This window comes from Actinomadura violacea (genome assembly GCF_017573465.1).
GTDB lineage: Bacteria > Actinomycetota > Actinomycetes > Streptosporangiales > Streptosporangiaceae > Spirillospora > Spirillospora violacea.
This window is the reverse complement of sequence record NZ_JAGEPF010000051.1, coordinates 19,782-38,804: the sequence shown is the minus strand read 5'-3', so window position 1 is coordinate 38,804 and position 19,023 is coordinate 19,782. Positions and strand designations below refer to the sequence as shown.

General features: G+C 70.7%; 21 protein-coding genes and 1 tRNA gene. 12 read left to right on the top strand and 10 right to left on the bottom strand.

Annotation, left to right across the window (positions count from 1 at the left end):
- Positions 1–215: 215 nt before the first annotated feature.
- A tRNA-Glu gene (locus J4709_RS50110) sits at positions 216–288 on the bottom strand.
- 73 nt (positions 289–361) lie between these two features.
- Positions 362–2,041 (bottom strand): metallophosphoesterase family protein, encoded by a 1,680-nt coding sequence (locus J4709_RS50105; protein WP_232385292.1) that lies wholly within the window; start codon positions 2,039–2,041, stop codon positions 362–364.
- Positions 2,042–2,072: 31 nt separating this feature from the next.
- Between J4709_RS50105 and J4709_RS50100 the strand changes: the two genes are divergently transcribed.
- Both J4709_RS50100 and J4709_RS50095 read left to right on the top strand, forming a co-directional pair.
- The gene (locus J4709_RS50100) at positions 2,073–2,414 is read left to right on the top strand and encodes a metallopeptidase family protein (RefSeq protein ID WP_208252585.1); all 342 of its coding nucleotides are present in this window, start codon (positions 2,073–2,075) and stop codon (positions 2,412–2,414) included.
- A gap of 112 nt (positions 2,415–2,526) precedes the next feature.
- A complete protein-coding gene (locus J4709_RS50095; RefSeq protein ID WP_208252584.1) occupies positions 2,527–3,861 on the top strand; it encodes an MFS transporter in 1,335 nt (444 codons plus the stop codon).
- 56 nt (positions 3,862–3,917) lie between these two features.
- Here J4709_RS50095 and J4709_RS50090 read toward each other — a convergent pair whose 3' ends face one another.
- Positions 3,918–4,235, bottom strand: coding sequence for a PspC domain-containing protein (locus tag J4709_RS50090; RefSeq protein ID WP_208252583.1), 318 nt, complete (start codon positions 4,233–4,235; stop codon positions 3,918–3,920).
- 288 nt (positions 4,236–4,523) lie between these two features.
- On the opposite strand from J4709_RS50090, the gene J4709_RS50085 reads away from it, so the two are divergent.
- Together J4709_RS50085 and J4709_RS50080 are read left to right on the top strand one after the other, a co-directional pair.
- On the top strand, positions 4,524–5,543 hold the full coding sequence (locus J4709_RS50085) for an aspartate-semialdehyde dehydrogenase (RefSeq protein WP_208252582.1): 1,020 nt from the start codon (positions 4,524–4,526) through the stop codon (positions 5,541–5,543).
- 102 nt (positions 5,544–5,645) lie between these two features.
- A complete protein-coding gene (locus J4709_RS50080) occupies positions 5,646–6,254 on the top strand; it encodes a hypothetical protein (RefSeq protein WP_208252579.1) in 609 nt (202 codons plus the stop codon).
- Positions 6,255–6,269: 15 nt separating this feature from the next.
- Here J4709_RS50080 and J4709_RS50075 read toward each other — a convergent pair whose 3' ends face one another.
- Together J4709_RS50075 and J4709_RS50070 are read right to left on the bottom strand one after the other, a co-directional pair.
- Positions 6,270–6,488, bottom strand: coding sequence for a DUF2277 domain-containing protein (locus J4709_RS50075; RefSeq protein ID WP_208252578.1), 219 nt, complete (start codon positions 6,486–6,488; stop codon positions 6,270–6,272).
- A gap of 484 nt (positions 6,489–6,972) precedes the next feature.
- Positions 6,973–8,001, bottom strand: coding sequence for an alpha/beta hydrolase-fold protein (locus J4709_RS50070; RefSeq protein ID WP_208252577.1), 1,029 nt, complete (start codon positions 7,999–8,001; stop codon positions 6,973–6,975).
- A gap of 173 nt (positions 8,002–8,174) precedes the next feature.
- On the opposite strand from J4709_RS50070, the gene J4709_RS50065 reads away from it, so the two are divergent.
- A complete protein-coding gene (locus tag J4709_RS50065; protein ID WP_208252576.1) occupies positions 8,175–8,906 on the top strand; it encodes an isocitrate lyase/PEP mutase family protein in 732 nt (243 codons plus the stop codon).
- A 103-nt stretch (positions 8,907–9,009) separates the two neighbouring features.
- Positions 9,010–9,840, top strand: a complete 831-nt coding sequence (locus tag J4709_RS50060) for an oxygenase MpaB family protein (RefSeq protein ID WP_208252575.1) — start codon at positions 9,010–9,012, stop codon at positions 9,838–9,840.
- Between the two features lie 8 nt (positions 9,841–9,848).
- On the opposite strand, the gene J4709_RS50055 is transcribed toward J4709_RS50060, so the two are convergent.
- A complete protein-coding gene (locus J4709_RS50055; RefSeq protein WP_232385291.1) occupies positions 9,849–10,718 on the bottom strand; it encodes an alpha/beta fold hydrolase in 870 nt (289 codons plus the stop codon).
- An 85-nt stretch (positions 10,719–10,803) separates the two neighbouring features.
- Between J4709_RS50055 and J4709_RS50050 the strand changes: the two genes are divergently transcribed.
- The gene (locus J4709_RS50050) at positions 10,804–11,355 is read left to right on the top strand and encodes a CGNR zinc finger domain-containing protein (protein WP_208252574.1); all 552 of its coding nucleotides are present in this window, start codon (positions 10,804–10,806) and stop codon (positions 11,353–11,355) included.
- Positions 11,356–11,360: 5 nt separating this feature from the next.
- On the opposite strand, the gene J4709_RS50045 is transcribed toward J4709_RS50050, so the two are convergent.
- The 3 genes from J4709_RS50045 to J4709_RS55305 all read right to left on the bottom strand — a co-directional run bounded on the left by J4709_RS50045 (position 11,361) and on the right by J4709_RS55305 (position 12,447).
- Entirely contained in the window at positions 11,361–11,708 is a 348-nt protein-coding gene (locus J4709_RS50045; protein ID WP_208252573.1) for a VOC family protein, read from the bottom strand.
- 80 nt (positions 11,709–11,788) lie between these two features.
- Positions 11,789–12,328 (bottom strand): hypothetical protein, encoded by a 540-nt coding sequence (locus J4709_RS50040; RefSeq protein WP_208252572.1) that lies wholly within the window; start codon positions 12,326–12,328, stop codon positions 11,789–11,791.
- Complete coding sequence (locus tag J4709_RS55305) at positions 12,325–12,447, bottom strand: hypothetical protein (protein ID WP_269757690.1); 123 nt, start codon at positions 12,445–12,447, stop codon at positions 12,325–12,327. The genes J4709_RS50040 and J4709_RS55305 overlap by 4 nt, the downstream gene beginning before the upstream one ends.
- 460 nt (positions 12,448–12,907) lie before the next feature.
- On the opposite strand from J4709_RS55305, the gene J4709_RS50035 reads away from it, so the two are divergent.
- Positions 12,908–13,315 (top strand): hypothetical protein, encoded by a 408-nt coding sequence (locus J4709_RS50035; RefSeq protein ID WP_208252571.1) that lies wholly within the window; start codon positions 12,908–12,910, stop codon positions 13,313–13,315.
- Positions 13,316–13,397: 82 nt separating this feature from the next.
- Here J4709_RS50035 and J4709_RS54370 read toward each other — a convergent pair whose 3' ends face one another.
- Positions 13,398–13,535, bottom strand: a complete 138-nt coding sequence (locus J4709_RS54370) for a hypothetical protein (protein WP_232385290.1) — start codon at positions 13,533–13,535, stop codon at positions 13,398–13,400.
- 1,445 nt (positions 13,536–14,980) lie between these two features.
- Here J4709_RS54370 and J4709_RS50025 point away from each other — a divergent pair.
- From J4709_RS50025 to J4709_RS50010, 4 genes are all read left to right on the top strand, one after another.
- Positions 14,981–15,541, top strand: coding sequence for a GrpB family protein (locus tag J4709_RS50025; RefSeq protein WP_208252570.1), 561 nt, complete (start codon positions 14,981–14,983; stop codon positions 15,539–15,541).
- 1,027 nt (positions 15,542–16,568) lie between these two features.
- Positions 16,569–17,312: a class I SAM-dependent methyltransferase gene (locus J4709_RS50020; protein ID WP_208252569.1), complete on the top strand. Its 744-nt coding sequence runs from the start codon at positions 16,569–16,571 to the stop codon at positions 17,310–17,312.
- A gap of 110 nt (positions 17,313–17,422) precedes the next feature.
- On the top strand, positions 17,423–17,998 hold the full coding sequence (locus tag J4709_RS50015; RefSeq protein ID WP_208252568.1) for a dihydrofolate reductase family protein: 576 nt from the start codon (positions 17,423–17,425) through the stop codon (positions 17,996–17,998).
- Between the two features lie 297 nt (positions 17,999–18,295).
- The gene (locus J4709_RS50010; RefSeq protein WP_232385298.1) at positions 18,296–19,000 is read left to right on the top strand and encodes a DUF8817 family protein; all 705 of its coding nucleotides are present in this window, start codon (positions 18,296–18,298) and stop codon (positions 18,998–19,000) included.
- The last annotated feature ends 23 nt before the right edge of the window (positions 19,001–19,023 follow it).

The window sequence follows — 19,023 nt, the reverse complement described above, 5'->3', positions numbered from 1 at the left end:
GAGTTGCTGGATCTACTGCCGACCGGAGCCGTGGACCTAGGGCTGCTTCCTGAGGTGACTCTGCGGAAGCTGCTGGACGTCTTCGGGCTGGCGATGCGCCATGACCGGGAGAGGAACGTCGTCGAGTGCGAGGTGACGATCACGTCTGAGATCGTCGATATGCAGCGCGATGTCGCGAATGTGGTGATCGGGACCGGTCGAGCCGGTTCCCAAAGTACCCCCTACCGGATTCGAACCGGCGCTACCGCCTTGAAAGGGCGGCGTCCTAGGCCGCTAGACGAAGGGGGCCCGGAGGTGGCAGAGATGGTTGCCACTCGACCCGGTCAAGTGTAGAGGACGCGGTGGGGCGGCGCGCAAACGGTTACCCGCGCGAGCGGGTCGGGCTTTCCGCGGGGGTCGGGGTGCGGGACGGCCAGTCGGACGGGAACTTGGACGGGAACGGGGAGGTCGGGGACGCGGGCGGGGCGGTGGCCGGGGGCTGCGGCTTGATCGCGCGGTCCGGGTCGGGTTCGAGGTGCCGCTCGATCTTGGCGGAGGTGAGGCCGAGGCCGCCGAGCTGCAGGTCGTCCCAGCCCTGGAGGCGGTGCGAGGCGCGGTTGAAGTACAGGACGGACAGCTCGATGGGGGTCGGCTGCTCGTGTTCGAGGCCGCGCAGGCCGGCGCCGCCGGTGGAGCCCTGGACGAACAGGCGGGTGCCGGTGGGCAGGAGCCTGGTCTGGCGGGCGTGCAGGTGGCCGGATAGGATCAGCGGCGTCAGGCCGGAGAACGCCTCGCCCTCGGCCGGGTCGTGGGTGAGGACGACGTCGGGCGTCGTGCCGGACCTGCGGAGCCTGTCGGCGAGGACGTCGCCCTCGGCGCGGATCTGGTCGGAGCCGACGAAGTCGTCGCGGGTGCTCTTGTCGGGGGTGTAGCGGGGGTCGCCGACGCCGTAGATGCGCAGGCCGCCGACCTCGCGGGTCTGGTCGTCCAGCACGATGGCGTTCTTCTGCCGGGCGACGGCCTTCTGGGTGTTCTTGGAGTCGTGGTTCCCGCGGATGTAGACGTACGGGATCTTCAGGCCGGAGATCGAGTCGGCGAACTTGTCCTCCGGCTTGCTGCCGTGGTCCATGAGGTCGCCGGTGTCGATGATGAAGGTGGCGTGGAACTGGGTGCTGACGGACTTGATGACGTTCCACGCGGTGGGGTTCAGGTGGATGTCGGAGACGTGCAGGACGCGGATGGTGGACGGGTCCGGCTCGTAGGTCGGGAGCGTCGAGGTCGCGGCGTAGAGCTTGGAGGCGTTGCCGACGAGGCGGGCGAGGTTGGCGCGGTAGGTGGAGAAGCGGGTGAACACGCTCTCGGCGTCGCCGACGACCTGGGGCGCGTTGGCGAGCAGGCCGGTGTAGCGGGGCTCGGCGATGGAGTCGGGGTTGAAGGTCGTCCAGGCGATCAGGGCGACGGCGACGAGGCCCGCGGCCGACGAGCCGAGCGCGACGAAGGCGCGCCGCCAGGACCGGAACAGGACCAGGGCGGCGAGGAACGCGAAGGCCAGCGCGAGGACGGTGGCGCGGATCAGCATGACGGTCACGCCGTGCCGGATCTGGTCGGCGATCTGGTCGGTGACGCGGTCGAGCGCCGAGTCGTCCTCGATGAGCCGCTGCGCCTGGTCGGGGCGGACGTCGGTGAGGTGCGCCTCGACGGAGACGGGCCCGGAGTGGGTGTCGAGGTGGACGGCGCCGAGCGGCGGCAGTTCGAGGGTGGTGCCGCCGTGCAGGGACGGGTGCAGGACGAGCTGGACGTTCGCGGGCCCGACGGGGGTGACGGTGCGGCCGCCGACGAGGAGGCCGACGTAGCCGCCGGCGAGGCCGATGACGACGGTGAGGGCGACGCGGGTCCAGCGGCTGCGGGCGGCGCGCGTCCCCGCGGCGCCGCCGCGGCGGGCGGCGGAGGCCGCGCGGGGGAACCGGGCGGCGAGGGCGTCGGCCCGCGCGGACGCGGCTCGGGGGAGCCGGTGGGCGAGGGCGGTGATCCGGGCGGCGAGGGCGGTCGGCCGGAACGGCAACGATCCTCCTTCTGTCGAGCAGAATGGCACTGTGATCGAGATGTCGCGGGAGGCGTTCGAGGACCTGGTCGGGGAGGCCCTCGACACCATCCCGGCCGGGCTGGCCGCGCAGATGCGCAACGTCGTCGTCGTGGTCGAGGATGACGCACCGGAGCCCGGCCTGCTCGGGCTTTACCAAGGTGTCCCCCTCACCGAACGCGGTGACTGGTACGGGGCCGTCCTGCCCGATCACATTTCGATCTACCGCCGGGAGATCCTCCGGATCTGCGACACCGAGGAGGAGGTCGTGGAAGAGGTGCGGATCACGGTGATTCATGAGATCGCGCACCATTTCGGGATCGATGACCGTCGGCTCCACGACCTGGGGTATTGAGCACCGGCGGCAACCGGTTTCAATATTTGGGCACGGTAGGTCACATAACTGCCACGCAGCGTGAGTTAATAGGAGGGTCGTCCAACCCTGGGCGGGCCGAACTGGAGCGTGCGTGGCGGGAAGGCAGACCGGCCGGCATCGGCGTCCGGCGGAGGAGCAGGCCACCTACCGCGAGGTGTTCGCGGTGGGTGAGTTCCGTGCCCTCTGGCTGGCACAGGCGCTGTCGTTCGTCGGGGACCAGCTGGCGCAGGTCGCGCTGGCCGTGCTGGTGTACCAGCACACCGGCTCCGCGCTGCAGACCGCCGTCACCTACGCGCTGACGTACCTGCCGCCGATCGTCGGCGGGCCGGTGCTGTCGGGGCTCGCCGACCTGTTCCCGCGCCGCACCGTGATGATCGTCTGCGATGTGCTGCGGGCCTGCCTGGTGGCGGTGCTGGCGCTGGTCCAGATGCCGTTCGCGGGGCTGTGCCTGCTGGTGTTCGCGACGGTGCTGCTCGGCGCCCCGTTCACCGCCGCGCGCGCCGCCGTGCTGCCGGACGTCCTGGAGGGCGACCGGTACGTGGCCGGGTCGGCGATCAACAACATGACGCACCAGGGCACGCAGATGCTCGGCTTCCTGGCCGGCGGCGCGATCGTCGCGGCGGTCGGGCCGTACGAGGCGCTGGCCATCGACGCGCTGACGTTCGGCATGTCCGCGGTGATCCTGGTCGGCGGGCTGCGGCCGCGGGCCGCGCCGCGGCGCCGGGAGCGCGAGTCGCTCGGGCTGTGGCGCGGGACGCGGGACGGGGCGCGGCTGGTGTTCGGCGACCCGGTGCTGCGGTCGCTGGTGTCGTTCGCGTGGCTGTGCGCGTTCTACGTCGTCCCGGAGGGGCTGGCGGCGCCGTACGCGGCGACGTTCGACGGCAGCGCGGTGACGGTGGGGCTGCTGATGTCGGCGATGCCGACGGGCATGGTCGTCGGAGCGTTCCTGTTCAGCCGGTTCGTTCGTCCGATGAACCGGCTGCGGCTGATGGGGTGGATGTCGATGGCCGCGTGCCTGCCGCTGGTCGGCGCCGGCGTCCACCCGCCGCTGTGGGGGGTGGTGGCGCTGTGGGCGCTGTCCGGGATGGGCAGCGCGTACCAGCTCGCGGCGAACGCGGCGTTCGTCGCGGCGGTGCCGCCGGCGGGCCGCGGCCAGGCGTTCGGCCTCGCCCAGTCCGGCATCCTCGCCGGGCAGGGCCTCGGCATCCTGGCGGCCGGGGCGGCGACGCAGGTCCTCGGCCCGGAGACGGTCGTGGCGCTCGCGGGCGTGCTCGGCCTGTCGGTCGCGGCGATGCTGTCGCTGTCCTGGAACCAGGTCCGCGGCGGCGTCATCTCCACGATGACGGACCGGGCCGACCCCGTGGAGGTCTCCGCGTCCCGCGACGACGACCTCCCCGGCATCCGCCGCTCCGCCCCCGCCCCCTGAGCGCCCCCTACGCTCCGCCGGCGCTCCGCTCCGCTGGCGCTCCGCTCCGGGGGCGCTCAGGCGTGCGTGCGGTTCTTGTTGACCGCGTCCTTGGTGCGCTGGACGGCGTCCTGCACGTTCGGGTTGTCCTGGGCCTTCTTGAACAGGTCCTCGGCGATGGACGTCGCGGCGCCCTCCTCCGGGACCAGCAGCCAGGCGATCGCGTACAGCGCCACGCCCGCGCCGCCGAAGATGGTGAAGACGGCCAGGACGAGCCTGATGACGTTGGCCTCGACGCCGAGGAACTCGGCGGCGCCGGAGCAGACGCCCGCGAGCATGCGGCCGTCGCGGGTGCGGCGGAGCCGCCGTTCGGTGGTGCCCTTGTTCATGTCCATGCCTCGATGATGCCCATCCGGGCCGCGGCACGACATCCGGAACCGCCCTGATTCGCCCCCTATGCCGTCCCTGAGGCCGTCCTGGGCGGGGGCCGCGGGTCTCAGGGTCGCCGTTCGCGCAGGCGGCCGCGTGTGCGCGTCCGTTGAGCGCCGCTTAAAGTCGGTGTGAAGGGTTAATGACTGGACGTCCCCGGCCGGGCCTCGGCAGACTCGTCGGCCCCGGCAGCGGGACGGGCAGCGCAGACCGGGCAGCGGCACGAGCAGTGCAGGACGAGCAGAGGGAGCGGCATGAGGATCGGGATCGTCGGGGCCACCGGCCAGGTCGGAGGCGTGATGCGCCACATCCTGGCGGAACGCGGATTCCCGGTGGACGAGCTGCGGCTGTTCGCCTCGGCCCGTTCGGCCGGGCGAAAGCTGCCCTGGGGCGACACCGAGATCACCGTCGAGGACGCGGCGTCCGCGGACTTCGCGGGCCTGGACATCGTGCTGTTCTCCGCGGGGAAGGGCTCGTCGAAGGAGCTGGCGCCGCAGGTCGCCGCGGCGGGCGCGGTCGTGATCGACAACTCGTCGGCCTGGCGGATGGACCCGGACGTCCCGCTGGTGGTGGCGGAGGTCAACCCGCACGCGGCGACGGACCGCCCGAAGGGGATCATCGCCAACCCGAACTGCACGACGATGGCGGCGATGCCGGTGCTGCGGCCGCTGCACGCGGAGGCGGGGCTGTCCGCGCTGGTCGTGTCGACGTACCAGGCGGTGTCGGGCAGCGGCCTCGCGGGCGTGTCGGAGCTGCACGAGCAGGCGCGCAAGGTCGTCGAGAACGCCGACCGGCTCACCCATGACGGCGCGGCCGTCGAGTTCCCCGACCCGCAGGTGTACGTGCGGCCGATCGCGTTCAACGTGCTGCCGATGGCCGGGTCGATCGTGGACGACGGGCTCGCCGAGACCGACGAGGAGCAGAAGCTCCGCAACGAGAGCCGCAAGATCCTGGAGATTCCGGGGCTGAAGGTGTCGGGGACCTGCGTGCGGGTGCCGGTGTTCACCGGGCACTCGCTGCAGATCAACGCCCGGTTCGAGCGCCCGATCGGGCCGGAGCGGGCGAGCGAGCTGCTGGCGGGCGCGCCCGGCGTGGTGCTGGCGGACGTCCCGACGCCGCTGCAGGCCGCCGGCCAGGACCCGACGTACGTCGGCCGGATCCGCCGCGACGAGACCGGGGAGAACGGGCTCGCGCTGTTCTGCGCGGGCGACAACCTGCGCAAGGGCGCGGCGCTGAACGCCGTGCAGATCGCGGAGCTGGTCGCCGCCGAGTGACCGCCCGCTCGACCGCATATCCCGCATTCCGGGCGAACTGAACCGATCGCGTGCCGGCTCCGTCTTACGGGCCGGCACGTGATCGTTTCTGGGGGAGTCCGGATGAGGCGTTCGGTGATCGTGGCGGCGGGAACGGCGGCGGGGGCGCTGCTGCTGGCCGGCTGCGGGGGCGGTGGCGGCGGGGACGGCAAGGCCGCGAAGACGGGCGCGGTGTCGGCGCCGGCGATCGGCGCGACCAGCACACCGCGGCTCGGGGGCGGCGGACAGCGGCCGGCGCACCGGCCCATCGCGCCGAACCGTGCCGCGGCGCTCGGCCCGCTCGGCTACGGCCCGCTCAAGCTCGGCATGACCGCACGTCAGCTGACCGGCAGCGACCTGCTCGTCGGCAAGGTGCGCGGCGGCGCGACCGGCTGCGCCGGCTACGACCTGCGTGCCCATCCGACGCCTAAGGGCTCCGTCGGGGTCTACTACTCCCGGCACCTCGGCATCGCGACGATCTTCGCCGTCGGCGGCATGCGGACCCCGCAGGGCATCGGCGTCGGGTCCACGCTGGCGCAGGTCAAGCACGTCTACCCGAAGATGGTGAACGGCGTGAACGGCTCGTCGGCCCCCGTCCCCGGCAACCCGAAGGCCGTCTACAGCCTCATGCTGGCCGGCGGGCGCGTCAGCTCCCTCGCGCTGGACCTCGCCAAGCAGGACTGCCACAACTGACCGGCCCTGGCCCGGCTAGCCGGCGCGGCGGCCCTTGACCTCCAGCGAGTCCAGGAGCGCCGCGGTGGAGCGGGCGATCTCCTCGACGGCGCGGTCGAACGCCTCGGCGTTGTGGGCCGCGGGGGCGCGGAACCCGGAGATCTTGCGGACGTACTGGAGCGCGGCGGCCCGGACGTCCTGGTCGGTCACGTCCTCGGCGAACGGCGGGCGGAGCGTCTTGATGCTGCGGCACATGCGTCCATTGTTGCTCGCGCCACCGACACAACCGCAGCCCCGCGACCGAACCCGCTGGTCAGGGGAGTGTGGGGCCCCGGCGCCCAGCAGAGGTGGGGGGCGCCGGGGCCCGGCGGGGGGCGGGTCCCCGGGGTCGGGGGCCGCGCGGGACGGGCCGAGATCCCGTCCCGCGCGGCCCGCCGGCGGCCGGCCCGGCGCGGCGGGCCGGCCGCCGGATGCGGACGGCGCGGATACGGCCGAGCGGGGGACGGCCGCATCCGCGAGCGTCCGTCGCCGAAGGCGTCGCGAGGGGGGTGGTGCGGACGTTCTCGGCGGACTGCCCAAAGGTTCGTGTCAGCCGGGGGCGATGTCAACGAATCCATGGGCCACTGGATTTTCAATCCCTGTGAACGGCCCTTCTGAAAACTCTGAAAAGGCCGCCCGACCAGTGCGAACGGCGTGCCCGCCGGAGGGGCGGGCACGCCGCCCGCGCGGGTGCGGGCGGTCAGGGGGCGATGCGCTTGCAGAGCCAGGAGAGCGCGAGCGGGTACCGGTAGTCGATGCCGCCGTGGCCCGCCTCGAACAGCTCGAAGTGGATCACGTCCTCGGGCACGCCGTTGTCCAGCAGCGCGCGGTGGAACGCCTGGGCACCGATGTCCAGGAACCACTCGTCGCGGGTGCCGCCGTCGATCCAGATGGCGCGCTGCGAGCGCATCGCCTCGGCGCGCTCCGGCACCATCCGGACGGGGTCCCAGGCGAGCCAGCGGTCCCAGACCTCCGGGCGCAGGACGCCCGTGACCGGGTCGAACGGCAGTTCAGGCGTGCCGTCCTCCCGGGCCGAGTAGCAGACGGCCATGCCGAGGATGTTCAGCAGCTCCATGTCCTCGGGCTTGGTGAACGAGACGCGCCCGTTGAAGTCGTCCCACCAGCGCATGATGTCGCCGCCGTACCTGCGCAGGTGGCGGACGCATTTCGGGAACTCGGTCAGGTAGCAGTACTCGAACAGCGCGTCGCCGGCGTGCGTGGCGAGCGCGCCGAACAGGTCGGGGCGGAGCATCGGCGTGATCATCGCGCCGTAGCCGCCGCTGGACTTGCCGCTGATCGCCCGGTGCTCCGGCGCGTCGAGCGTGCGGTAGCGGGCGTCCACCCACGGGACGACCTCGTCGCAGATGTAGGAGTGGTACTTGCCGGTGCCGGGCGAGTCGACGTACTGGCTGCCGCCGTGCGCCGTCCAGGCGTCGACGAACACCACGATCGCGGGCGGCGCCTCACCGGAGGCGAACACGGCGTCGGCGGTCTCGGGGAACGGCTGCCGGTACGGCATCCGGTTCCGCCAGATCCCGACGTGCCCGGTGAACCCGGTGATCACGTAGACGGACGGGTAGCGGCGGTCCGGCTCGTCGTCGTAGCCGGGCGGGACGTACACCAGCAGCGGGCGTTCGTGCGGGTCCTTCAGCGGGTTGCCGCGCAGCAGCTCGCTGCTGACGGCGTGCTCCTCCAGGCGCCCGGCGAAGTCGGCGGACCATGGCAGCATGCGCACTCCCTCGTGTCACTGGCCACTCGAACACCTCGACGCTAACCCGGCACCGCCGGTCCCGGGTGACCGCATCCCGCCATGTGCCGGACGGAGCGGACGGGGCATGTGTCACAAAGAGCGTCCCCAACCGGTCCCCTTGGTGACGGAACAGGCGACGAAGGAGACACGAGATGACCGAGAACGCCGCCCGGCTGCGCGATCTGCACCGTCCCGGCGACCCGCTGCTGCTGCCGAACGTGTGGGACGCCGCGAGCGCCGAGATCGTCCAGGACGCCGGGTTCCCCGCGCTCGCCACGGCCAGCGCGTCGATCGCCGCGATGCTCGGCTACCCCGACCACGAGGGTGCGCCGGTGGAGGAGATGTTCGCCGCCGCGGGCCGGGTGATCCGCGCCGCGTCCGTCCCGGTGACGGTGGACGCCGAGGCGGGGTACGGGCTGCCCGCGGACGAGCTGGTGGAGCGGCTGCTGGCGATCGGCGCGGCGGGCTGCAACCTGGAGGACACCTACGCGGGGACGCTGGCCGAGCCGGAGAAGCAGGCCGAGTACCTGGCCGCGGTCCGCGCCGCGGCGGGCGACGCGCTGGTGATCAACGCGCGGGCCGACACGTTCATCGCCAAGGTCGCGGACCCGGTGGAGGCGGCGATCGCCCGCGGCCGGCTGTACATCGAGGCCGGCGCGGACTGCGTCTACCCGATCACGGCGCCGCCGGAGACGGTCGCGACGCTGGTCAAGGGCATTCCGGGGCCGGTGAACGTGAACGGCTTCCCGGGCTCGTCGCTGTCGGACATCGCCGACGCGGGTGCGGCGCGGGTGTCGTTCGGGCCGGTGCCGTACATGCGCGCGCTGGACTCGCTCAAGGACTTCGCGGGACGGGTGCTGCGCCGCGAGGACCCGTACGCCTGACGCCGGCGGGGGCGCCCGGCCGCCCGGGCGCCCTTGCAAGTGCTTGCTTACACCTGGCACAGTGATACGGAAATCGCTTCTCTGTACCAGGAGTGAGGACCGGATGACCGCGACCGCCACGTCCACGGAGCGTCCCCCGACGATAGTCGTCGACGCGATCTCCGGCATGGCCCTGTCCGCCGCCGCCGCGAACGTCGTCATGCAGCTCGCCCGGCTGCCCGTCGGGCACGGCGTCGCCGAGAGCACCGTGGAGAGCGGCCGCGTCGACAAGCATCCCATCAAGCGGGGCCGCACCACCCTCAGCTACATCGCCGTCGCGATGCTCGGCGACGAGGACGAGCGCCTCGCCATGCGCCGCGAGGTCAACCGCGCCCACAAGCACGTCCGCGCGAAGGAGCCCGTCCCCTACAACGCCTTCGACCGCGACCTCCAGCTCTGGGTCGCCGCGTGCCTCTACTGGGGCACCGAGATGATCTACACGATGCTCTACGGCGAGCCGACCCCCGAGCAGCTCGATGCCCTCTACCGGCACGGCGCCCGCTTCGGCACCACCCTGCAGATGACCGCGGACATGTGGCCCGCCGACCGCGCCGCGTTCGAGGAGTACTGGACCGAGTCCCTCAAGAAGATCGAGATGGACGACGTCACCCGCGGCTACCTCCGCGACCTCACCGACCTGCGCTTCCTGCCCGCGCCCGTGCACTGGACCCTCGGCCGGCTGCACCGCTTCCTCACCCTCGGCTTCCTGCCCGCCCCCTTCCGCGACGAGCTCGGCTACCCGTGGACGCCCCGCGACCAGGCCCGCTTCGATCGCATCGTCCGGCTGATGGCCCGCACCAACCGCGCCCTGCCCCGCCCCCTCCGCGCCTTCCCCTTCAACGCCTACCTCTGGGACGTCCGCAAACGCATCAAGAAGAACCGCCCCATCGTCTGACTCCTGCGTCAGGGCTGGAGGCGGTCGAGGAAGGCGGCGATGAGGGGGGCGATCTCCGGGAGGCGGTCCTCCAAGGCGAAGTGCCCGGTGTCGAGGACGTGGAGTTCGGCGTCCGGGAGGTCACGCAGGTAGGCGCGGGCGCCGGGCTCGGGGAAGAACGGGTCGCCGCGGCCCCAGACGATCAGCGTCGGCGGCGTGTGGGCCCGCAGCCACGCCTGCCACGCGCCGTACCGCTCGACGTTGGAGTGGTAGTCGAACGCCAGCGCGACCTGGGCCTCCTTGCGTCCGGGCAGGTCGAGGAAGTGCTGGTCGAGCGTCCAGCCGTCCGGCGCGATCGCCTCGACGCCGGCGACGCCCGTCTCGTACTGGCCGCGCGTCCCGTCGAGGGTGAGCAGGCCGCGGACGGTCTCCTCGGCGCCGTCCTGGCCGGGACGCAGCGCGATGAAGTCGCGCGCCGCGTCCGACAGGCCCTCGGCGTAGGCGTTGCCGTTCTGGACGACCAGGCCCGCGATCCACTCGGGGTGCCGCTCGGCGAGCCGGAAGCCGACCGGCGCGCCGAAGTCGAACACGTACATCGCGAACCGGGACAGGCCGAGGCGTTGGACGAAGCCCTCGACGATGTCGGCGAGCCGGTCGAACGCGTAGGTGAAACCGTCCGGGGCCTGTGTGTGGCCGAAGCCGGGGTAGTCGGGGGCGATGAGCCGGTACCGGGCGCCCAGGACGTCGATCAGCCGCCGGAACTGGTGCGACGCGGACGGGAACCCGTGCAGGAGCAGCAGCACGGGCGCGCCGGAGCGCTCGGGAACCGACTCCCGGTAGAAGACGCGAACGCCGTCGACGTCCAGGTACCGGTGAACCGTCCGCGCGACCATCGCCATGGCTAACGCCTCTCTCAGGTGAAGATGCGTTAGTTGTAGCCGGGAATGATCTAATGCGTCAACCGTCGGATGTAGCATTAGCCGCATGAGCGACGTCGTCCCGCTGACCGGCGAGCCCCTCGCGCTCGACCTGGTCAACACCCGCACCGCCGACGGCGACCTGCTCGCCACCTCCGACGAGTTGCGCGCCTGGCTGCGCCTCCAATCCGGCCGGCTCCCGGACATCGCCGACCTGGACATACACGATGTACGTGCCGTGCATGCCGTACGGGAGCATGCAGCCGGCGCCATCGAACGAGCCCGGCGCGGCGAGCGTCCCGCCGGCGACGACCTGGCCGCGCTCAACGACGCGCAGCGCGCCGCGCCCGCCATCACCGAACTGACCTGGGACGGCTCGGCCGTCACCGCGTCCCGCCGCCGCACCGGCCCGGCCGGCGCGCGGCTCGCCGGGTGGCTCGCCGAGGCCGCCGCCGACCTGCTCGCCGACCCGTCCGTCACCCGGATCCGGCAGTGCGAGGCCGACGACTGCGTCCTGCTGTTCCTGCCCAACCACCCGCGCCGCCGCTGGTGCTCGGCCGCCCGCTGCGGCAACCGCGTCCGCGTCGCCCGCCACTACCAGCGCCACAAGCCCGCCTGACGGGGTCAGCGGTGGGACAGGACGTTGACCACCCGGCCGTCCGGGTCCCGGACGAAGAACCGCCGCACGCCCCACTCCTCGTCCTGCAGCGGATGGACGATCTCCGCACCGCGCTCGCGCATGGCCGCGTACGCCGCGTCGACGTCGTCCACCTCCACGCTGATGTCCGGATTGACCGGCGCCGTCCTGTCCGCGGACATGAAACTGACCTGCGCCGCCGGCACCTCGGGAGACGCGAGGGTCATGATCCACCCGTGGTCCATCACCTCCTCGAACCCGAGCACGCCGTAGAACTCGCTGTTCTCCCCAGCGGCCTCGGAACGGAAGACGGGCATGACGCGGCGAACGGTCACGATGAGACTCCAGGTGAAGAGGGGTTTTCCAGCACGCTACGCGCCGGCGGCGCGCGGCTCTTGGACGAATGGGAACCCGGTCAGCCGTGGCGCCGCCGCCGGACGGCGTAGGCCGCCGTCACCGCCGCCAGCAGCGGTCCCCACGCGACCAGCGGCAGGTAGCAGGCGTACAGGATGGCGGCCTTCGCGCCGTGCGGCATCTCCGGATCGCTGTTCGAGAACCCGAACACCAGCGGCGTCCACAGGCACACCAGCGCGACCGACCCCAGCGACGCCGGGATGATCGCCGCAAGCGGCCGGACCCTGCGGCCCCGCAGGACCGGCACCCAGCGCGGCCAGACCTCCCCCCACGGCCGGACGAGCCCGAGGCCGAGGAACGCGACAGCCTCCGAGAACGCCGTCAACGCGATCACATACGGCAGGACGAACCAGGGCCCGTTCTCCGGATCCTGCGAGCCCGTGAACCCCGCCGGGAGACCCAGCGCGAAAAGGATCCGCCAGATACCGGACGGAAGCGCGCACCACATCGTCGCCTGCGCCGCCCAGTCCGCCCAACGCGGCACCGGCCCCCGCATCGCCACGCCCGGGCCGGTCGCCGCGCGCGTCCCGACGGCGCTCATCGGACGGCCCCGAGCGCATGCGCGGCCGGCTCACCGGACCCGGTCGCCAGCATCGCCCCGGCGATCAGCGCCACGAGCGCCGCGACCACCACGGCCTTGATCCTCAACTTCCTGGACACCGCTTCCTCCTGACCTCGCGATGCCCCAACACTCCCGCCCGCGCCCCCGCCCCGGCCTCCCCCGAGCGAGCCATCCCCGTCCCCCGCAGGACGGGTTCCACACCCGCGGTCAGCAGCGCGACCGCCTCGCCTGCAGCAAGGCGGCCCTTCCGACATCGAAGCCCCAGCACGAAAACGATGAAGAACAGCTCGATGCCCGGCGCCCTGCCTCTTTCCAGAACTCAGGACGACGGCGGAGCCCAAGGCCACCGCCAGCCCCTCCACCTGCCTGCAGACGAACGACCACACCGCGCCGGCCAGGCATCCGAGCACCACCGCGACGGCCAGGGCCCCGGCGCCCTCTGAGGCCGCCGGCCCGGCTCGGCAGATTCCGCCACCGCAACCGCGATCCATGCCACCGCGACCACCACCGTCGTCGCCGTCCACCCCCTGATCGTCGTGGTCGCCGCCGGTGCGGGCCATGCGGTGGAGGGTGCGATGCGCCCTCGGCGTCTACCTGATCGGGTTCGCCGAAGGGACGTGCGCCCATGCCTGGGACCTCGCGCGCGGCGGAATCCACGCCTACGCGTTCGCCCCGGTCGCGCTTCAGGTGTTCTTCGTGGCACTGGTCGTCCTGGACCCCCTTGTGGTCGTGCTCGTCGCCCGCGCGCGCCCGGCAGGCATCACGCTGGCGGGCGCGGTGATGGCGGCGGACGTCACCGCCAACTGGATCGCCGACTGGCCGATCCTGCACGACGACCCGGGCTGGCTATGGCGCCCCGTCGGCCTACTGCCGATCACCCTGTTCGGACTGTTCGTGCTCGCCACGATGCCGCCGCTCCGCCGAGCCCTCACCACCACTCACCAGCCGGCGCCGCCGAGCACCTGAACGCTCGCCAAGCCAACAAATAGGCCACCGCGTCGCCTTGGCCTTGGGGCGGGAGCGATACGTCCTGGAGGGCGTGAGCTGGTCAGTCGGCCGGGTCTAGATCCTTGCCGTAGCAGATCTCGACGTACAGGCCCGTGCAGTACGCCGGGATCTCGCGATAGCCGTGGCGGACGTACAGCGAGCGGGCCTCGACCAGATCGAGGCGGGTGTTGAGGACCACCCGGCAGGTGTGCCTCGCTCTCCAGCCTCGCCATCAAAACGACCCACGACGGACTGGCCCGTGGGTGGCGTGAGCAGTTCGGCACCGTCGTCGGCCAGGGCTTGGTCGATCTCCTCACAGGTCGCGGGTCGCTTCCAGTAGCGGCTGGCGACCTCGTCGTAGTAGCCGCAACGCAGGCTGGTCGCGTCCGCTGTGTCGAAGGCTTCGGGGGGAAGTGCCAGATCACGACCGCGTCTTGTGAGACGAGGGCGTCGTGCAGGTCAAGGCGTCGTTCCCAGCGGACGGCCAGGCACTTGAACCGGTGCAGGAGCGAGAAGATCTGCTCGACGACGTAGCGGAGCTTGCCTAGGCCCTTGATGTCGGGGGCGCCCATGCCGGAGATCACCGGCAGGATTCGGCGCCCGCGCAGCTCACGGCGATTGGGCTGCTGTCGTAGCCCTTGTCGCCCAGCAGCGCCTCGGGCCGTCGGCGTGGTCGGCCGAGCCTGTCGGCCATGGACGGGATGCCGTCGACCAGGGCCCAGGGGCTGGCCCACGTCGTTGACGTTGGCCGCGATGGTGATGACCTTGAACGGAGTGCCGTGCCGTCGCAGATCAGATGGTGCTCACTGCCCGTCTTCCTCAGTCGACCGGTGCCGGACCGGCCCCGGCGCCCCCTTTTTTCGCGCGGATGTGGGAGGCCTCCACGTAGGCCCGAGACCAATCCAGCTCATCGGCCGCGTGCAGCTGGTGAGCTGGAGGCAGTGCAACCGGTCGAGCCAGTCTGCCCGGAGCCCAACCTGACTCCAACGGCAGCCGGTGCTCCACGGCGAGGGTCCGCTCCTCGGCAAACCGTGTCCCCGGCCGCCACTCGCGATATGTGTCATCTGGTCGCAACAGTGCGCCCTGTTCATCGATGACTTGCAGAGCATTTGCCCGCAGTTCCCTACCCGCCCGCCGAACCGACAGATAGGCCACCCCGGTACTCGGCGGCAAGTGTCCCCCCTGGTTCGGCGCGTTGATAAGCCGACGGCCGTGATTCATCCATTCGAGGGCGCATGGTCGTAGCAAGCCAGGTCGTGGACGCGGCCGTTGCCATCGCCGCGAAGCTCGGCGTGAGCTAATAAACGAATGCCCCGGCAAGGAGGCAATGCCCAGCATGCCGCGCATGAGCCCTCCAGGGGCATTGTGGCGGACGTCTACAGGCCCCTGAAGTCGTACCCGCAGGGCGCCGCTGGAGATCGGCTGCAGGGCGACGGAGCGGCTGCGTTTCTTTCCTTTGTGGGGAGAGGTCATCGTGGGAGCAGATCGGGCAGTGGATACGGCCGTGGCCATCGCCGCATAGCTCGGCGCTAGTACGGCAACCACCGTTCGTCTTGTGACCTGCGGTTTGGGTTCGGAAATCCTTACGCGGCCAATGCCGGTGACCGGCTGAGGCCCGATCACCGCGCCTGTAGGCTCTTGCGGATGATCACAGTCATCGACTACGACCCTGCCTGGCCGCAGCGGTTTGAGGCTCTGCGGCAGGAGTACGCGCAGGCGATGGCGGCTGCTGCTGTGCCAGTCGTGGCGATCGAGCATGTCGGCAGTACGTCAGTGCCCGGCCTGGCCGCCAAGCCAATCATCGACTGCGACATCATCGTCGCGCCGGCGGATGTCGAGGCCGCCGCGGCGGTGCTGGTAGGGCTCGGTTTCAGGCCGCTGGGAGAACTGGGGATCCCGCAGCGATGGGCGTTCAAGGAGCCAGCCCGGCTGACGGGCACCAGCACCTACGTGATCGTAGAGGGGGCGCTGTCGCTGCGTAATCACCTGTGCGTGCGCGACACATTGCGCTCCAACGCCGCGCTGCGCGAGGAGTACGCCGCGGTGAAAAAGCGCGTCGGTGCGACGGCGGCGGACATCGATGAGTATGGGCGCGGCAAGAACGCAGTGCTTCAGAGGATTCTCGAGGCAGGCGGCATGGGCGAAGCTGAGCGGGCGTCGATCGATGCCAACGACGTGCCGTCGCACAAGGAGCTTCCCCGCTAGTACGGTGGCCGCCATTGTCGGTTTGACCTGGTGACCGCAGTGGGAGGTCCGTGGTCGCAGCCGCCTGACGATCACGCGTTCGTGAAGACAGGGGAATTGGATGCGGCTGCTGCCGGGATTGGGGCCGCCTGGCACCTGTCGGCCCTCGCCAGCGGGCTGCCGAAGGGGAACGGGTGGACGATCGCCCAGCATGTCGGAGACAGGGCCCCGGACCGGACGCAGCGACTGTGAACCCGGCGGCCTGGGGTGAGTCTGCGGCGATGAGCCAGATCGGCGGTTCGCGGTCGAAGGTTGGACGCGGCTGCGCGCCTTTGCCTGATGATCGGGCCGCATGACGAGGCCAGTCAGGGGAAACGGAGCCGGGCCACGGCCTGAGTGGAACGCCGGTACCTGGGGTGCGCAGGCCGGTCTAGGGCGCCTGAACCCAACTGACCAGCTTCGTCGAAGGAGGTGGTCAGCCTTACGCGCTGCGGGTCGCCCCCAACTTCACGCTCACGTTCACCATCGGGATGAAACCGACCTGCGCGCATGCAGCGAATCAGTTGACGACCGGCAAACGGTGTCGGGAGGTCCGCTCGGTCGGTGGCGGTTCTAAGGGCGAGCGGTGGTGCACCTCGGCGTGGACCGGTGCAGCCGCCCTTCAACCCGCCCGACCACGTCGCCTAGCGGCTGAACTGCCGACCTCGCCGCTAGGCACGCTCCCGCTGATTCCACCAGCGAACTCGCTTCAATCGAACAAACCGCTTGATCGGCTAGCAACTGGCGGCTGCCGTACAGGGCCTCCCGCAGAGTCGGGTTGGAGCCCGTCCGAAGCCGACGGAGGCCGTTGCCCTCCTGGGCCCTTGAGCATGCGAATCAGCGTGGTTGTTCGTACCTGTGCTGGCGGAGTTGAGGCACGTTGCCTGCATGGTGCGGCTAATTCGCTGTGCGAGCACGCTTTGGAGCGCGACTGGCGACTGCACTCCGGGGGCATGCCCTGGCCGAAAAGGAAATGACCGAGGCGTGGGGCCCGCCTAGCGTGGCGTGCATGGAGCCTGCTGAGTTCTACACGGGCATTGTTGCCGAGATCTATGGGCCGTTGAAGTCGTACTCGCCTGATCCCGGACCGTATGCGGCGTTCGTCGAGGAGGTCGGCGGGCCGGCGCTGGAGCTGGGCTGCGGGGACGGTGATCCGCTGCTGGAATTGCGGCGGCGCGGGCTGCAGGTCGACGGCGTCGACTCGTCCGCTGACATGCTGGAGCGTCTCCGCCGCAGGGCGAACGAGCAGGGCATCGCGGTCACCGTTTTCCACCAGCGAATGGAGGCGCTGAACCTTCCGCGCCGCTACCGGACGATCTTTCTGGCCGGTCCGACGTTCACCCTGCTGCCGGACGACGCGGCCGCCCTGGCGGCACTGTGCGGCATCCGTGCCCACCTGGCCGAGGACGGCGCGGCTCTGGTGCCGCTGTTCGTCCCGGCCCCGTCCGAGGGCATCGGCCGTGCCCGTATGGCGACGGCTCCAGATGGCGCCGAACTACGGGTGTCGGTCGTCGGCGAGGAACGCGACGAGGCCGCACGCAGGCAGACGACGTTGCTGCGCTACGAGCGCCGCCATGGCGCGGACCGGTCCGTCGTCGAGCGCCCTTGGGTCCTGCACTGGTACTCCAGATCAGGGTTCCGGTCGTTGGCCAAGACCGCCGGCTTGGCCGTCACCGCGATCACCGACGTTCACGGTGCCCCTGCCACAGACGACGCCACTGACGTGACCTTCCGCTTGGAAGCAATCACCTGACCCGAGGCAAAACGGTCCCCTGGGAGCGCGTCCGTGCGATGGCGATGAGTTTCGGCGCGACTGCTAGTCGGAATCTTCAGGACGCAATGGGCCGCACACGGGGGAACATCATGACCGCTACCTACACCTTCGACGTCTTTTCCAGCCTCGACGGCTTCGGCACTGCTAGGGGCGACTGGGGCGGCTACTGGGGCAAGCAGGGACCTGAACTCCTCGACCACCGTCTCGCCCAGTACAGCGAGGAGCAGCGGATGGTCTTCGGAGCCAACACGTATCGGGCGTTTGCGGAGATCTTGGCCGCGGGTACCGAGGAGTCCGTGCGCGACCCGTGGGTCACGCGCATGAGGAACCTGCCGGCGACGGTGGTGTCGACCACGTTGCAAGGCCCCCTCGACTGGCCGGACGCGACCGTCGTGAGCAGTGACGCCCTCGACGTCGTCGCCCGGCTCAAGGAGGAGTCCGAGGTGCCGCTGCGCTCGCACGGCAGCCTGTCGATGAACCGGGCGCTGATGGCCGCCGGCCTGGTCGACCGCGTCCAGGTGACGATCTATCCCGTGATCACCGGCCAGACCGGGCTGAACCCCATCTTCCAGGACGCGGCCGACTTCGACCTGGAACTGATCGAGCACCGGACCCTCGACGGCCACATTCAGGAGCTCATCTACCGTCCCACCCTGCATACCTGAGCTGATCAGCGAGAACCTTGCGCTCTCCTATCTGCTGCGTGGCCACGTTCCCGGCCTCGCGGTAGCTCCTTTCCTTCCCAGTGCGGCGAAGTACGCGTGAGTCTCGGCCCCACCTTCCAACGAGATGTGCCCCCCACCACCGCGAAGCGAATCGACGTTCGCGTGAGAGTTGGCCTACCCGCCTGATGGCTCCGGCGAACGATCGGTCCATAGGCGAGTTTCGCGGAAAAGTGCCAGCATCTCCGGGCGACCTGGAAGGGGAACGACTTGAGTGAGCCCGCAGTTCGGCCGAACGAGATGACGGTGCCGTTGATGCCGTGCGCGTCAGTGGAGGAGACCTTGGCGTTCTACGAGGCGCTGGGGTTTGAAGCGACCTACAAGCAGAGCAGGCCCTACGTGTACCTGGCCCTGCAGTGGAGCGGGTTCCAACTGCACTTCGGCCCGGCGCCCAAGGGGCTGCATCCGGCCCGGGAGGAGTCTGGCGGGTGCCTGGTCATGGTCGACGCCGTGGCGCCTTATCACGCGGAGTTCGTCGCGGCGATGCGCCGGGCGTACGGGAAGGTGCTGAGGTCCGGCCTACCGCGAATCACCCGCTACCGGCCCGGCGCGTCCCGGTTCACGCTGATCGATCCGTCCGGAAACTCGATCATCTTCATCCAGCGCGACGAGCCGGCCGAGCTGGAGTACGGGGGCTCCAAGAAGCTGGCGGGCCTGGCCAGGGCGCTCGACAACGCCCGGATTCTGCGCGAGTTCAAGAACGATGACCTGCAGGCGTTCCGTGCGCTCAAGTCCGCGGTCCGCAGACACGGCGCAGACGCCACGGTGGCCGAGCGGGCCATCGCCCTGTGCCACCTCATCGCCCTGGCCACGGTCCTCGGTGAACCCGCCAGTCCCTGGCTCGCCGATCTGCGTGGTCTGGAACTCACCCCTGACGAGAGGAAGCGCATCGAGTCGGAACTCGGGCATCTCACCGGACTCCAGGAATGGCTCCCCTCACAGTGATGAGCGCAGCTCTCTTTCCAGCA